This is a genomic window from Halobacillus litoralis (assembly GCF_009856415.1).
In the GTDB taxonomy this organism is placed as follows: Bacteria; Bacillota; Bacilli; order Bacillales; family Halobacillaceae; genus Halobacillus; species Halobacillus litoralis_C.
In genome coordinates this window covers 185,192-199,918 of the sequence record NZ_WMEZ01000004.1, presented here as the reverse complement: position 1 = coordinate 199,918, position 14,727 = coordinate 185,192, and the positions used below count along the sequence as shown (strand labels likewise).

Annotated in this window: 15 protein-coding genes; 11 read left to right on the top strand and 4 right to left on the bottom strand. The window is 42.7% G+C overall.

What is annotated here, in order from left to right:
• Positions 1-58: 58 nt before the first annotated feature.
• Complete coding sequence (locus tag GLV98_RS12795; RefSeq protein WP_160915764.1) at positions 59-862, bottom strand: NAD kinase; 804 nt, start codon at positions 860-862, stop codon at positions 59-61.
• Between the two features lie 255 nt (positions 863-1,117).
• On the opposite strand from GLV98_RS12795, the gene GLV98_RS12790 reads away from it, so the two are divergent.
• From GLV98_RS12790 to GLV98_RS12775, 4 genes are all read left to right on the top strand, one after another.
• The gene (locus GLV98_RS12790) at positions 1,118-2,110 is read left to right on the top strand and encodes a class I SAM-dependent methyltransferase (RefSeq protein ID WP_160915762.1); all 993 of its coding nucleotides are present in this window, start codon (positions 1,118-1,120) and stop codon (positions 2,108-2,110) included.
• A 123-nt stretch (positions 2,111-2,233) separates the two neighbouring features.
• Positions 2,234-3,424: an acetate kinase gene (locus GLV98_RS12785; protein WP_160915760.1), complete on the top strand. Its 1,191-nt coding sequence runs from the start codon at positions 2,234-2,236 to the stop codon at positions 3,422-3,424.
• 93 nt (positions 3,425-3,517) lie between these two features.
• On the top strand, positions 3,518-4,348 hold the full coding sequence (locus GLV98_RS12780; RefSeq protein WP_160915758.1) for an EcsC family protein: 831 nt from the start codon (positions 3,518-3,520) through the stop codon (positions 4,346-4,348).
• Entirely contained in the window at positions 4,349-4,861 is a 513-nt protein-coding gene (locus tag GLV98_RS12775; RefSeq protein ID WP_160915756.1) for a MogA/MoaB family molybdenum cofactor biosynthesis protein, read from the top strand.
• 23 nt (positions 4,862-4,884) lie between these two features.
• Here the strand turns inward: GLV98_RS12775 and GLV98_RS12770 are convergent, their stop codons facing one another.
• Together GLV98_RS12770 and GLV98_RS12765 are read right to left on the bottom strand one after the other, a co-directional pair.
• Positions 4,885-5,349 carry a universal stress protein gene (locus tag GLV98_RS12770; RefSeq protein WP_160915754.1) on the bottom strand — a complete coding sequence of 155 codons (465 nt, stop codon included), beginning with the start codon at positions 5,347-5,349 and terminating at the stop codon, positions 4,885-4,887.
• A 251-nt stretch (positions 5,350-5,600) separates the two neighbouring features.
• The gene (locus GLV98_RS12765; protein WP_160915752.1) at positions 5,601-6,932 is read right to left on the bottom strand and encodes a purine-cytosine permease family protein; all 1,332 of its coding nucleotides are present in this window, start codon (positions 6,930-6,932) and stop codon (positions 5,601-5,603) included.
• Positions 6,933-7,019: 87 nt separating this feature from the next.
• Here GLV98_RS12765 and GLV98_RS12760 point away from each other — a divergent pair, with 87 nt between their 5' ends.
• Together GLV98_RS12760 and ald are read left to right on the top strand one after the other, a co-directional pair.
• The gene (locus tag GLV98_RS12760) at positions 7,020-7,778 is read left to right on the top strand and encodes an SDR family oxidoreductase (RefSeq protein ID WP_160915750.1); all 759 of its coding nucleotides are present in this window, start codon (positions 7,020-7,022) and stop codon (positions 7,776-7,778) included.
• 151 nt (positions 7,779-7,929) lie between these two features.
• A complete protein-coding gene (ald, locus tag GLV98_RS12755) occupies positions 7,930-9,048 on the top strand; it encodes an alanine dehydrogenase (RefSeq protein WP_160915748.1) in 1,119 nt (372 codons plus the stop codon).
• 389 nt (positions 9,049-9,437) lie between these two features.
• Here the strand turns inward: ald and GLV98_RS12750 are convergent, their stop codons facing one another.
• A complete protein-coding gene (locus tag GLV98_RS12750) occupies positions 9,438-10,406 on the bottom strand; it encodes a bile acid:sodium symporter family protein (RefSeq protein ID WP_160915746.1) in 969 nt (322 codons plus the stop codon).
• A gap of 222 nt (positions 10,407-10,628) precedes the next feature.
• Between GLV98_RS12750 and GLV98_RS12745 the strand changes: the two genes are divergently transcribed.
• The 5 genes from GLV98_RS12745 (at position 10,629) to GLV98_RS12725 (ending at position 14,707) form a co-directional block, all read left to right on the top strand.
• On the top strand, positions 10,629-11,141 hold the full coding sequence (locus tag GLV98_RS12745; RefSeq protein WP_160915744.1) for a DUF4178 domain-containing protein: 513 nt from the start codon (positions 10,629-10,631) through the stop codon (positions 11,139-11,141).
• 12 nt (positions 11,142-11,153) lie between these two features.
• Positions 11,154-11,825, top strand: coding sequence for a PspA/IM30 family protein (locus GLV98_RS12740; protein ID WP_160915742.1), 672 nt, complete (start codon positions 11,154-11,156; stop codon positions 11,823-11,825).
• 170 nt (positions 11,826-11,995) lie between these two features.
• Positions 11,996-12,664: a DUF4247 domain-containing protein gene (locus GLV98_RS12735; RefSeq protein ID WP_160915740.1), complete on the top strand. Its 669-nt coding sequence runs from the start codon at positions 11,996-11,998 to the stop codon at positions 12,662-12,664.
• 14 nt (positions 12,665-12,678) lie between these two features.
• Positions 12,679-13,074, top strand: coding sequence for a DUF350 domain-containing protein (locus GLV98_RS12730; protein WP_115824194.1), 396 nt, complete (start codon positions 12,679-12,681; stop codon positions 13,072-13,074).
• Positions 13,075-13,159: 85 nt separating this feature from the next.
• Positions 13,160-14,707 (top strand): polyamine aminopropyltransferase, encoded by a 1,548-nt coding sequence (locus GLV98_RS12725; RefSeq protein WP_160915738.1) that lies wholly within the window; start codon positions 13,160-13,162, stop codon positions 14,705-14,707.
• The last annotated feature ends 20 nt before the right edge of the window (positions 14,708-14,727 follow it).

Sequence of the window (14,727 nt, the reverse complement as noted above, 5' to 3'; positions counted from 1 at the left end):
TATACTGAAAAGGAACTTCCTATGTGTCGGAAGTTCCTTTTTTTAGGTGCTGACGATATTACAGGAACGTACGTTTAACGCGGTCCCAGTACGTATTGTTTTTTAGTTTGACCGTCTTAATGACGTTCTCACTGAGATTGATGGTAACGTCGTGAATATTACGGATGGAAAAAGCCTCGTTATCCATGCCAATAATCGGATGGTCATTCCCATCTTGGCGGACTTTGAGCTTTAATGACCGTTCTCCGCTTAAGATAAAGGAAGAGCCGAGTGTACGGTAGCGGTTATTGTTAAGTGAAGCAAGCTCACTGATCTGGAAACACGGAAGTTTCGGATCCACAACCGCACCGTTGATGGATTTATTGTAAGCGGTGCTTCCAGTAGGAGTGGCAATGATTAAGCCGTCTCCACGGAAGGTTTCAAAATGCAAGTCATCAATGTGGACATCAATGACAATTGATTTGATCAACGTCGAGCGGACACTGCATTCATTTAGACACATGAAGGTGGATTCATCATTGATCGTTGTTTCAATGACTGGGAAGCGGCGTACTTCAACTTCCGAATTCTTCATCGCATCAATCATTTCATCGTGATCATCGATGTCGAAGTCACAGTAAAGGCCTGCTTCATGACCTGTTCTAATCCCTACATACAGGCAGTCTTGACGGAACCCAGTTTTACGGACAGCTTGCAAGAAGGTGCCATCGCCGCCTACAGCGATGATGAGGTTAGCATCTGTGGAATCTTCGACGATATGAAAATCGTTGTCGCGGGCGAGTTGGAATAAGGACTCCAATTTATCATTTAATTCTTCGGTTTGTTGATAAAAAAAGTATAAATTTCTTCGTTGGTCGTTCATCTAGCATCCTCCTCTTATGTATAGCATGATGTCATTTTATCATTTCATTCTTGAAACCGCACACAATTTTCAAACAAATCGGGAAAGTTTAACATTGTTGAATTGAAAGGTGGAATTCGATATGGTGGATATAGATGAAAACGTAAACGAAGGTTGGCGCATCATGTTTGATTCAAACAGCTGCGCCAATTTCTTTTGAGATGGTTTGAAGTGTACAAAATGAGAACGCATGATTTTATTTTAAGGAGAATGATTATGAAGCAGGAACAAGTGGAAAAACTATTTCAATGGATCGATGATACTTCGACGGTCATATCTGAGGACTTGAATATCACCTATTTAGAATCGATCGCCGAAACGATGGATGTCCTGTTCAACGGACAGCCTTTTGATGACATGGGAGATTCTTTGCAGACTTTTCTTACGAATGAACTGCTGAAAGTGAAAAAAGAAGAATTCGAAAAAGAAGAAATACGAAAAGCGATTCAACTCGCTATTTTAAAAGGGATGAAAGGAGCCACTCAGCAACAACATCTGATCACACCAGATTCAGTGGCTATGTTCATGGGTTATTTAGCTTCCAAATTATTTGAAGGAGAAGAAAGCTTGAAACTATTCGATCCAGCTTCGGGAAGCGGAAATTTAATTACTTCCGTCATGAACCAGCTGGATATGTCACTCCAGGCGTATGCCAGTGAAGTAGACCCTACGCTCATCCAGCTCGCCGTTGCGAATGCAAATCTGCAAAAAAATGAAATTGAATTCTTTCATCAGGACAGTCTGGCCCCCTTCTTAATGGAGCCTGTCGATTTTGTACTAGCTGATCTTCCTGTTGGTTATTATCCGGATGACGCTCAAGCAGCAAGATATAAGCTGAAAGCGGAAGAAGGCTTGTCTTATGCCCATCATCTATTTATTGAACAGGGATTGAATTATACAAAAGAAGGCGGCTTCCTTATGTTCATTGTGCCGAACTTCCTTTTTGAGAGTGAGCAATCTAAAGCGCTGAATGCATTCCTGCGTGAACATGCGCACATCGTGGGAATGCTTCAACTTTCCGATAGCTTATTCAAAGATGAAAAGCATGGAAAGAGCATTTTGATTCTACAGAAGAAAGGTCAAGGAACGAAGGCGCCGAAGCAAGCCTTGTTAGCCAAGCTTCCTTCCTTTAAGAACCCGAATGGGATGGCGGATATCCTTACCCAGATGAATCAATGGTTTGATGAATATAAGAGAACGCAATTGTGAGAAAATAACGAATATAACAAGTAAACGTTATCATTGCTCAACGACCTTGAAATCGTTGAAAACGGGTGATTAAATGGTAGTGGTAGAAAATTACGAACCTAAATTCTAAGGGGATGAGCAACGTTGAGTAATAAAATTCTTGCTATTAATGCAGGTAGTTCATCACTGAAATTCCAACTGATTGAAATGCCTGAAGAAACTGTAATTACCAAAGGTCTAGTCGAGCGTATCGGCTTGAATGATGCTGTATTTACAATTGAAGTAAATGATGAAAAAGATGAAACCGTAACAGATATCCCTGATCATGGAGAAGCTGTAAAAATGCTTCTTGATAAATTGACAGCGAATGGAATCATCGATTCTCTGAATGAGATCAATGGTGTGGGTCACCGTGTCGTTCACGGAGGCGAGCGCTTCAGCGAATCTGTACTCATCACGGATGAAGTCATCCAAGAAATCGAGGAAGTATCCGACTTGGCTCCATTGCATAACCCTGCAAACTTGACCGGAATCAACGCTTTCCGTGAAGTGCTTCCGAACGTACCGCACGTAGCTGTATTTGATACGGCATTCCACCAGTCCATGCCGGAACAGTCTTACCTGTACAGCCTGCCATATGAGTATTATGAAGACTATGGGATCCGTAAGTACGGTTTCCATGGTACATCGCACAAGTATGTTTCTGAACGTGCAGCAGAGATGTTGGGACGTCCAGTAGAAGAGCTTCGTCTTCTATCCTGCCACCTCGGGAACGGTGCTAGTATTGCCGCCATCGAAGGCGGCAAGTCCATTGATACATCGATGGGCTTCACACCACTAGCTGGAGTTACAATGGGGACTCGCTCTGGTAACATTGACCCTGCATTGATTCCATTCATCATGGAGAAAACAGGTAAAACAGCGAACGAAGTCATGAATGTATTGAACAAAGAAAGTGGTATGCTTGCTCTTTCTGGTTTCTCTAGTGACTTGAGAGATATCGAAAAGCGTGCAGAAGAAGGGGACGAGCGTGCCGAGCTCGCTCTTGAAGTCTTTTCCGCACGTATTCACAAATATATCGGTTCTTACGCGGCGCGTATGCACGGAATCGACGGAATTATTTTCACTGCCGGTGTCGGTGAGAATAGTGTTTCCATGCGTGAACGTGTGCTGAAAGGGCTTGAGTTCATGGGCGTTTACTGGGACCCTGCTCTTAACAAGGTTCGTGGAAAAGAAGCATTTGTAAACTACCCTCACTCCCCTGTGAAGGTCATGATCATCCCTACAAACGAAGAAGTCATGATTGCTCGTGACACTGTTGAAAAAGGACTATAATAGGAAAAGCAATCGCGCTTAAGGTGCGATTGCTTTTTTTTGATCTTTCAGTCTACAATATATGGTAAGGAACAAAGACGAGGAGGGAGCGCTTTGTCACACGAACGAATTCGTACAGAATTAAAAACATGGTTAGAGCAATACCAGCAGTATCAGCCGAATGATTTTGAAATGGTTTATGATCATTGGGTTCAACAAAGTTTGATGAATGTGGATCCTCAAATGAAGAAAGCATTTTTCTCAAAATTAGATGCTTGGTTTTTTCATACCCATGCTTTTTTACAAGGAACCTCTTATCAATATGAGGCTAGAGAGCGAATTCTTACGGTGGGGAGAATTTTTTCCAACCAGATTGAAAAAATCGAAGATATGGAGAAAGAACTGACCGTAGAACAGTTAACCTACATAGCCGAGCAGCAGATGACTCGAGGACGGCTCTATTCCTTTGCCCAGGGTGGTTTGACAGGGGCTGGTGGCTGGCTCTTCTTAGGGGTGGATTATCCTTTGATGATGTTAATGAATCTAAGAGCCATACAATTGATTGGTTTGACATTTGGCCATGAAATGAACCATCCTTACGAGATGATGATCTCCCTCAAAGTTTTTCATGCCGCAACCTTACCGAAAAGGCTGAAAGCGAGTGCTTGGAATGAGTTATTGGAAGAAGTGGAAAAGAAAGAGCACCCCTATATCTTTGCAGGGGAGGATCAATTGACAGATGAAGGTTGGATGGAACAACCGATGAAACAATGCTTTAAATCCTTATTCATTCTTATGTTCAGAAAAAAGCTCATTCAAGGTTTGCCATTCATCAGTATTGCGATCGGGGCTTATTCGAATTATCATTTAACAAAACAAGTGACTGAGTTCGCCATGAAGTTCTATCAATACCGTCACCTTATGAACAAGGAAGGAGCGTCTTGATTGGCCGTAGAAGAACATAAAGCAAGAGCAAGTGATTCGATTTCTTGCCTTGTACTTACAGTGAGCGACACACGTACGAAAGAAACGGACAAAAGTGGTAGGCTGATGATCGATAAGCTTACAGCTGAAGGCCACACCGTGGGTGAATACCATATTGTGAAAGATGAGCAAAGTCAAATTCGTGATTATTTGAAACGAGGAGTGGATGATCCCAAAATCGATGCGGTTCTAATAAATGGCGGTACAGGGGTTGCCAATCGGGATGTAACGATCGAAGTGACTGAAAAAATGCTGGATAAGGAGATGCCTGGTTTCGGAGAAATTTTCAGAATGCTTAGCTACACAGAGGATATCGGATCTGCGGCTATCTTATCCCGGGCCATCGCTGGTGTATCCGGACGAACAGCTGTTTTCTCTACTCCCGGCTCTTCCGGTGCTGTCAAACTCGCGATGGATCGATTAATTCTTCCTGAACTACCACACATTGTTGGAGAACTGAATAAAGACAAATAAAAGAGCCCCGGTCCAGGGCTCTTTTATTTGTCTTGACTTTCTTTTGCGTTATCTGGTCGAACAACAAGCACATCGCAGGTAGCGTACCTAGTTATGTGTTCGGACACACTACCGATAAAGAAACGTTCCATCGCATTTAAGCCTGTTGCACCACAGATAATAAGGTCAGCATTATACTTCGGAGCGACATCTTTAGCAATCTTAACTTTTGGAGAACCGTATTCAATGTCAACCACTACATTCTTCACACCGGCTTTTTTTGCTTTTTCCTGGTAGTCATTTAATAATTCGGTCGCATATTGTTCGGCACGGATTGCGAGGGATCGATCATAGGCTTCTACGGTCGCAAAGGCTCGTGTATCCACGACGTGAGCTAAAACCAGTTTCGCCTCGTTCCGGTTCGCAATATCAATGGCTTTATTAAACGCCACTTCTGCTGTAACCGAACCGTCGACCGCCACAACAATATCTTTGTATTCAAAAGTCATGCTGGATGCCTCCTCTCTTTTCTATATATTTATTATATCATGCTCGTTTATTGGATAGACGGACGATTGGTGCATAATTATAACAATTTTTCGAAAACTAAACAGGGAGGTGGTCACATGAAGAAACCGAAGAATCCAATGGAAAGAGAAAAAGAATTGGACCAGGAACAACAACTCATGCAGTCGATGAATGAAAGTTACCAATCGGGAAGTAAGAAAAAAGATAAACGTTAATAAAAGCCCCAACAGACTTATGCTGTTGGGGTATTTCCATTATCTTTCTTTACAAAAATAGGGTATATCATGAAGATGACCAAGAATGTTAAAAACCCTGGTGACCATGCTTCAGGTAGAAGGAAATAAAGCAGGCTTCCTATTATAATCGCTCCCATAGCGAAACTGTTTACATAACGTGGTTTCGTTAAAAGAGTCAAATCTCCTTCGCTCAAATGGTTTCTTTTTACAATAAGGTAATCACTACAAATAACAGCCGAGATTGGAATGATTAATCCTCCGAGCAAAGAGATAAAGGATTCTGCTTCATTTACAAGAGTAGGAAAGCCGCTAAGGAACACTCCTACTGAGCCAAAGGCAACAGCAGCTTGAACTCTAGAGAGTTTTGGGAAGGTATTCAACAGGCTGAATCCTCCCGTATATGCGTTACTGACATTAATGCTGATCATAGAAATGATGGCTGTCCCTGTAATTATCGCTATAAGAAGCGGGGAAGTTGTTAGGTCAGTGGATGATACATATGGGTTGATGTCGTGAAACAGGTAGGCCGATGCACACCCGATGACAGCTGTAATAAAGAAGCCGATTCCATTTCCAATAAGTAATCCATAAAACCCATGGGAAGGCGATTTTGCATACCTTGTCATGTCCGCTGAGGCACTTACTCCTGATACATACTGAACAAAAGCAAGGCTTGCAAAAAAGAACATGGAGGAGACTGACCCTTCCAATCCTCCATTTTGAAGCATCATCAGTGAATCAGGTGTTTGATTTGTAGTAAAGTAAACATACAAGATCGTTGCTTCACCGATGAGCAGTAAAGGTAAAAAATAGCTCATCGCTTGCTTTACTGCATCAAATCCAATAATCGCAAGTGTAACCATGAGAATAGAAAGCGGAATGGAATAAACCCAAAATGGGAGATCTATCCCCGTTAAACGTAAGATGAGTTGCTGAATGACATACGTGCCGCCGATGGTTTGTACACTAAACCAGTAAAGGGAAGTGAGACTTCGGATCGGTGCAGATAAAAAACGGGTCCCATTGACTCCAAGGATTGTACGTAATGCATACTGAGCAGGGATGCCAAGTCTAGCACCAGGTAACGATAAAAAGGATACAAGTAAGAAGCCTATGAGCGCTCCGATACAAGTGGAGATGACTCCTGTCCAGAAGGAAAGTCCTCCTTCCAAGACAGACAATGCTGGAACGAGAAAATTCCCTGCGTTTGCAGCTATGGCAATCTGTATGAAAGCAAAGCGGTACCAGGGGGTGTTCCGTTTGTCGGCAGGGACAGCTTCTAAACCATACTGTTCAATCACGCGTTTCCTCGGGGCATAAGCTTTCAAAACGTTCACGTCCTTTCTGACCCAATCATTGTACAGAAAGGCGACACATGTGTAAACAATAATAGAGACGGAAGGAGGTATGGAAAGATGAGACATGCACTGATTACAGCTGGAACCAAGGGGCTGGGGAGGAAAGTAGCTGAGCACATGCTGAAACAAAATCATTCCATAACCGTTACATATAGAAATGATGAAACGAAAGCCCTCACATTACTTGATGATTTTCCAGGTGATCATGACAGAATTCAAATCATACAGGCTGACATGACAGTCAAAGAAGATATCCATCGCCTTACAGAAGAAGCATTCAAGCGCTTTGGTAGAGTGGACTACTTAATTAACAACGCAGGACCTTATATTTTTGAACGAAAAAAACTGATGGATTACACAGAGGAAGAATGGAACTCGATGATTCGAGGAAATCTTGATGCTGTGTTTCACCTTATGAAGGCCACTGTTCCATATATGAGAAAGCAAAATTTCGGCAGGATCATTAATTATGGGTTCCAGGGAGCACAATCGGCTTCAGGCTGGATCTATCGCTCTGCATTTGCTGCAGCAAAAGTTGGCCTTGTATCCCTGACTAAAACCATTGCTTATGAAGAAGCGGAATATGGCATCACATCAAATATGATTTGTCCGGGAAACATAACCGGAGAGTGGAAAGAATCTTCAATTGAGGTGAGTAGAAAAAGTAAAGACGAGGAAACTCCGATTGGAAGGCCTGGAACAGGAGAAGATGTAGCCCGAACCATTGATTTTTTATGTCAAGAAGACTCGGATATGATTACAGGTACAATTTATGAAGTTACTGGAGGTCTGGATGTTATTCACAGGTTCCGGTAAAGGATTGTGAGCAGTCGAATTTTAGAGTATCTTCATCACATGGAAAAGATTTGTTACAATGAAAGGGCTTTCATTAATCTTTAATTTTGTTGGAAGATCGCATTATAAGAAGTATCCATATTTCTGTGTGGAACAAGGAGGTTGGGTTGCGGTGAAAATAGGAGTACCAAAAGAAGTGAAAAATAATGAGAATCGTATAGCGATGACGCCTGCGGGGGTGGTGAGCTTAACCAATGCAGGGCATGAAGTGTTTGTAGAAACCAACGCAGGATCAGGTTCAGGATTCACCGATGATCAGTACAAAGAAGCTGGTGCTGCAATTGTTGGGTCAGCACAGGACGCATGGAGTCAGGAAATGGTCATGAAAGTGAAAGAACCTGTTCCAGAAGAGTACAAATTTTTTTATGAAGGATTAATCTTATTTACTTACTTGCACTTAGCTCCCGAATCGGAATTAACGAAAGCTCTTGTAAATAAGAAGGTTATTTCTATTGCATACGAGACCGTCCAATTGCCGAATGGGTCCTTACCGCTTTTAACACCGATGAGTGAAGTAGCAGGAAGGATGGCTTCCCAAATCGGTGCTCAATATCTTGAAAAATCAAAAGGCGGAAAAGGAATTTTATTAGGGGGGATCCCTGGTGTAAGACGCGGGAGAGTCACAGTTATCGGTGGAGGCGTTGTAGGAACGAATGCCGCTAAAATCGCCATGGGACTCGGAGCGGATGTCACCATCATTGACCTTAACCCTGAGCGTTTGCGCCAACTTGATGATATCTTTGGTTCTGATATCAACACCTTAATGTCAAACCCGCTCAATATTCAGGAGGCCTTGGAGGAGTCTGATCTTGTTATTGGAGCTGTGCTTATTCCAGGAGCAAAAGCACCTAGCCTTGTTACGGAAGATATGGTCAAATCAATGAAAGAAGGATCTGTTATTGTTGATGTAGCCATCGACCAGGGAGGCATTTTCGAAACCACTGATCGAATCACCACTCATGATGACCCCACTTATGAAAAACACGGGGTGCTTCACTATGCAGTAGCAAACATGCCGGGAGCCGTGCCGAGGACGTCCACGATCGGGTTAACAAATGTAACAATTCCTTACGCTCTTCAGTTAGCGAATAAAGGGTACGTGAGGGCTTGTCAAGAAAACGAGGCGCTCTATAAAGGCCTTAATACGCTTGATGGACATGTGACCTACAAAGCAGTAGCAGAAGCTCAAGGTCTTGAATATACAGAAGCGAATCAACTCTTAAATAAATAATGATATGAAAAAGCGCGGACACCATGTCCACGCTTTTTTCATATTCCCTAAACCATTCTTACGCAATATGGCAGTATTGGGTAAGCCTTTATATCTGGACTTTTGTGGGAGTTTAGGGGCTGATGGAAACAGTTGGCTTTCCATGGGGCGGGCGCTGAGCCTCCTCAGGTTACGCCTTTCGGGGTCTCAGCTGTCCCGTACACCCCATAGGACTCACCGTTTCTCACCGTTTCCCTCCGCCCTTTATCATATTCAGTGCTCGAAACCACTTCTCGGATCAGTAGCTATCCCCCCTTGCTGTGAGTGTGAGGTTAAACTCCCCATTCATCTCGTAACTCAGTCTTCAAGAATAGGGAGCATTTGTGGAATATTGATCGCTAATGGTTTTTTTAAGCCGATTTGCTATGGTTTTGGTTTATCTCTTTTATATCTGCATCCTTCTGTTTTCTAAAGATGGTTGCAATGATTGGACCGGAAATGTTGTGCCAAACACTGAAAATAGCACTCGGTACAGCAGCGAGCGGGTTGAAGTGCACAGCTGCGAGAGACGCACCGAGTCCGGAGTTTTGCATGCCGACCTCGATGGAAATCGCTCGTTGCTTTGGCGGCTCCATGTTGAACAATTTCCCTAAACCATAGCCAGCTAAGTAACCGAGAATGTTATGAACGACAACGATTGAGAATATGACGGCCCCTGTCTCGGCGATTTGAGACTGATTGACACTTACGACGGCAGCTACAATGGCTACAATACTAATAACCGATACAAGTGGGAGGGCCTTGACTGCCGCTTGTACTTTTTTCTTGAAAATAGCTTGAACGATAAGACCTAGAATGATCGGTATAAGGACGATCTTAACAATGGAGACAAATAGGGCTCCTGCGGAAACTGGAAGCCACTGGCTTGCAAACACCCAAACAAGTAAAGGGGTGAAGAGAGGGGCCAACAGAGTTGATACGGCTGTAATTGAAACGGAAAGAGCGGTGTCGCCTTTGGATAGATAGGTCATAACATTGGAGGAAGTCCCTCCTGGACAACATCCCACAAGAATGACACCCACCGCTACTTCGGGTGAAACGGGAAGGATCGTCACTAATAGAAAGGCGAGAAGCGGCATAAGTGTAAACTGTGCTCCCACACCGATTGCGACATCTTTCGGTCTTCTGAATACCTCCTGGAAGTCTTGTTTAGATAAAGTTAAACCCATCCCGAACATGATAATTCCTAATAAGGGAACAATATATGGGGCTATCCACGTAAATCCTTCTGGAAGGTAAAAAGATAAAGCTGCAAAAAGGAGGACCCAGACTGCGAAGGTACTCCCTGCAAATTGACTCACTTTTTCTAATGTTTTCATTTGCTTCAACTCCTTATGGAAAATATATTTTCTGATTATACGCTCTTTTCAGAAAAAACAAAGAATCAAAGAACAGAAAAAAATGAAAAAAAACAAGAAAAGGCCAAGGATTTGAGATTCTTTAGGAACCTGCGTAAAATAAAAAGAAAAAAGTGAAACCTTTTAAGAACACGACACGTACATACAGGTACACAGGGTCACAGTTGAAGGAGAGGTGAAGATTTGGGTTTCTTTTCTAGATTGTTTTCGAAAAGTGAGAAGCAGGCACCAGAAGTGAAAGAGCGAACACCGTTGAATATCCAAGTCGGTGACATTGTCACGTACGATCTTGTGGACTATGAAGTTGTTGGGAAAATAACCTATCGGGACGGTGGTTACGAGTGGTTCTCTTATCAGTTATTAGAAGGGAATCAAACGAAATGGCTGGCTGCTGAAATGGATGATGAACTGGAATTAGGGGTATATGAGACGGTTAAACTTCCTGTATCCTTGCCCTTCCCAAAAAAACTCGAATATGAGGGTCAAACCTTCTTTAAAGAAGAAGAAGGAGAAGCACGCGTGACGGGTGAAGGAAGAAGCAAAAACATCAATGGGCGTACTTCCCGATATGCGGAGTATATTTCTGAAGATGAAGAAACGTATGTAAGCCTTGAATCATGGGGCAGTGAGGTAGAAGCAAGTGTTGGATATGACATTGAGGCATATGAAATCAAAATCTTAGCAGGTTCAAAATAAGGAGGAAGAAAAATGTTTAAATTTTTTAACCGTGTAAAAACAGTCGTTGGTTCTGAGTTGAATTCCATGTTGGATAAAGCAGAAGATCCGGTGAAAATGCTTGATCAATTCATGCGCGATATGGAGAATGACATCCGTGAAGCCGAAAGTGCGGTAGCGAAGCAGATTGCGAATGAAAAAATGTTGAAACGAAAATACGATGACTCCCAGGCTCTTGTCGATAAGCGCATGCAGCAGGCGGAGAAAGCCATTGAAGCAGGAAATGAAGATTTGGCTCGCCGTGCCCTTGAAGATAAAAAGAATCATCAAGATCAAGCAGATCAATTCAAAGCTTCTTGGGAGCGTGCGCAGCAGGATGCAAATAACCTTCGTCAAAAGCTAGACGAAATGAAAAAAGAATATCAGGAAATGAAGCTGAAGAAAGATTCCTTGAAAGCACGTGCCGAGTCTGCCAAAACGCGCACGAAAATGAACCGTACCATGTCTAACATTGGTGGCGATGAATCACGACAAGGCTTTGATCGTATGGAAGAAAAAGTGATGCACTATGAAGCTGAAGCTGAAACGAGTGAGGATATGTCTTCACAGAGCCGCTCCTTAGACGATGAGTTCGAAGATTTGGATAATAAAGATAGTGTTGACAGTGAGTTAGAAGCACTGAAGAAGAAAATGAACAAAGAGTAATTCTGGTCCAACATTCGTGCCTGGCCATGTGGTCAGGCACGGCTATTTATGTTCTAGAAAAATAACAAAGTCCGAGTTGTGGATGGATTGTTTGTTTAATAGTGACAGCAGTACCCGACTCTAGCGCTCAGTGTTCCCTGAGCCTTTGTTGTATGGAAGGAGGATGTATGTTGAAAGATTATGCAGGGATCATAGTCGTAGGAATCATTGCCTTTTTCTTATTGTTCAATGCATTCGGAGGAAATGACCAAAGAGGGATGTCAGGTTCTTATACCGAAGATACATATGGTGAACTGCCTTCAGAGCCGGATCGGTCAGAGATTCTGAGTGGATTAGAAAATTCGGACGCCAACGATATCGAATCACTGATTCAGGATCATTTCCCTCTCTTGGATACGGTCAGATCCGATCAGGGCATTTCAAGAATTTATATGACAAAAGAATTGACGTTAACCGAGGTGTCAGATTCTTTGACCTCAGCTATTTCCCCAGAAGAAATAAGTGAAAGGCAGGAAAATAAGCAAGCCCTGATTTATCCTGATCATTTTGTAATTCTCCAGGAAAGTACAGAGGAACCTGGAGTGATAACAATTGAACTTGCATCCGATGATTTTGTGAGGAATCATTATTCTCCCGGTTTCTTCAGTGGTTTATTCTTAGGATCTATTCTGAACCGATCATTGGGGTCTAACGACTGGTATGAACGTCGCAGGGCGAATTGCCAACAAACGGGGAACTGTTATGGTGGATATGGGATGTACGGAAATTATAATTCAGGCGGCACCACTTCTATGAGAGGGTCTTCGAACCGTGGTGGAGGCCCTGGTACAGGAAAATAAAGGAGGTCATTATTATGGAACCATTTTTGGCTACGTTAGGATATTTTGTGATGGCGATTGTAATTGTTGTTCTTGGATTGGTTATCTTCGAATGGTTAACCAGGCAGTATAAGGATTGGGAAGAGGTAAAGCAAGGGAATCAGGCCGTTGCGATGTCCATAGCAGGAAAAATCATCGGCATCTGTATTGTCCTGTCGTTTGCAATCTATCATAGTTTTACTGTATGGGATACATTGATTTGGGGAGCGTACGGAGTTGTCCTCCAAATGATTGCCTACCTTTTATTTGAATTGTTCACACGTAAGTTTTCTGTTGAAACGAAATTGAAGGAAAATAATACAGCGGTCGGAATCATTACGATGGGGGTATCGATCGGTCTGGCCTTTGTAATCGGCGCGTCGATTACATAACGACGTTCTACCAACTGAGAGAAGCCACTATGAACTATTCTCATAGTGGCTTTTTAACATACGAGTGTAAGTGGAGTGAACATAAGTGGAAGCGAATATTAGAAAGAGTCATTTTATTTACTGGGCCTCAGGCATTGTTTCCATATGCGGCATTATATTTGAAGTGTTATTTGGAGCGCTCGGTTCGTACATACTCGGTGATGGCGTAAAACAATACACCTTGACGATCAGTTTGTTCCTTACCGGGATGGGGATCGGTGCGAGTATAAGTGAAAGAGTAATGAAACGGCTGATTGTCACGTTCATTTGGATTGAGTACATGGTCGCCCTGATCGGAGGGTTTTCAAGCTTCACAATGTTTGGTATGACGGCTTTTGCCCCTGCAGGGACGGATGCTCTGTTCCTATATCTAGTAACATTCACCATTGGGGCTCTAACCGGTCTTGAGTTGCCAATCCTTATCAGAAAGGCAAATGAAATAGGGGTCGAGCTCAACCGAAGTACGGCCAGGGTACTCTTTTCAGATTATGCCGGTGGGTTGATCGGTGGTCTCCTTTTTGCTTTCTATCTCAGACCACAAATGGGTATGGTGAAAAGCGCCTTTTTTGTTGCTTGTATTAATTTAGCTGTTGCTGTATTGGTTTTGTATTTATTCCGGTCTGAAATTAAAAAGTTTTCTATTCATCTGACAGGGGCAATCATCATTGGGGCTCTTCTCATTGGTGGGCTGTTTTTTGGTGAAGAAATGGCTTTCTCTTTCGAACAGAAGCTATATAAAGATCCTATCATTCATATGGAAGAGAGTGCTTATCAAAGGATCGTACTTACAAAGGAACAAGGAGACACCCGTCTTTTCTTAAACGGATCGCTGCAGTTCAGTTCTACGGATGAACATCGTTACCATGAAACACTTGTCCACCCTCCCGTTGCTTTTTCTGAGAAGCAAGACAATGTCCTTATTCTTGGTGGGGGAGATGGAATTGCGGCAAAAGAGTTATTGAAGTATCAGCAAATTAAAGAGATTACGCTTGTTGATCTTGATCCTGCTGTCACAGATCTTGCACGATCCAATTTTCATTTGCTTCAAGTGAATCAAGGAGCTCTTGATGATCCAAGGGTTAATGTATTGAATAAAGATGCGTTCAAGTTTTTGGAGAATGCGGATCAATTTTATGATGTGATTATTATCGACCTCCCTGATCCGAATAACGAAAGTCTGAACAAACTCTATACACGGGAGTTTTATTCTTTAGTGAGAAACCATCTATCCCCTGGAGGGGCAGTGATGATCCAGGGGACAAGTCCGCTTTTTGCGACAGAGGTGTACTGGACGATTGATAAAACGGTGGCCTCCACAGGACTGTACACGGAAAACTTTCATGTGGATGTTCCGAGCTTTGGAAATTGGGGTTTTATTATGGCGGCAAGGGAACCGGTGGCGATTGAACAGGTCCAATTTACCGTGGAAACTGATTTTCTGACAGAGGAAGTTTTTCAATCTATGACAGTGTTTGGAAAAGATGAAGATGGGGAAATCTTGAATGGAGAAGGCCAAGTGGTCAAGTTGGAACCCAATACTTTGATCAACCCACATCTTATTCAAAAGTATGAAAAGGCTTGGCGAAATTACTAAATAAGCAATGTTTAAAAGGA

What these genes read in the sequence shown, in the direction of transcription:
- GLV98_RS12770 (WP_160915754.1), bottom strand. Translation starts at nt 5,349, where the DNA reads ATGACTTTTGAATACAAAGATATTGTTGTGGCGGTCGACGGTTCGGTT.
- GLV98_RS12790 (WP_160915762.1), top strand. Translation starts at nt 1,118, where the DNA reads ATGAAGCAGGAACAAGTGGAAAAACTATTTCAATGGATCGATGATACT.
- GLV98_RS12740 (WP_160915742.1), top strand. Translation starts at nt 11,154, where the DNA reads ATGTTTAAATTTTTTAACCGTGTAAAAACAGTCGTTGGTTCTGAGTTG.
- GLV98_RS12730 (WP_115824194.1), top strand. Translation starts at nt 12,679, where the DNA reads ATGGAACCATTTTTGGCTACGTTAGGATATTTTGTGATGGCGATTGTA.
- GLV98_RS12795 (WP_160915764.1), bottom strand. Translation starts at nt 862, where the DNA reads ATGAACGACCAACGAAGAAATTTATACTTTTTTTATCAACAAACCGAA.
- GLV98_RS12760 (WP_160915750.1), top strand. Translation starts at nt 7,020, where the DNA reads ATGAGACATGCACTGATTACAGCTGGAACCAAGGGGCTGGGGAGGAAA.
- GLV98_RS12750 (WP_160915746.1), bottom strand. Translation starts at nt 10,406, where the DNA reads ATGAAAACATTAGAAAAAGTGAGTCAATTTGCAGGGAGTACCTTCGCA.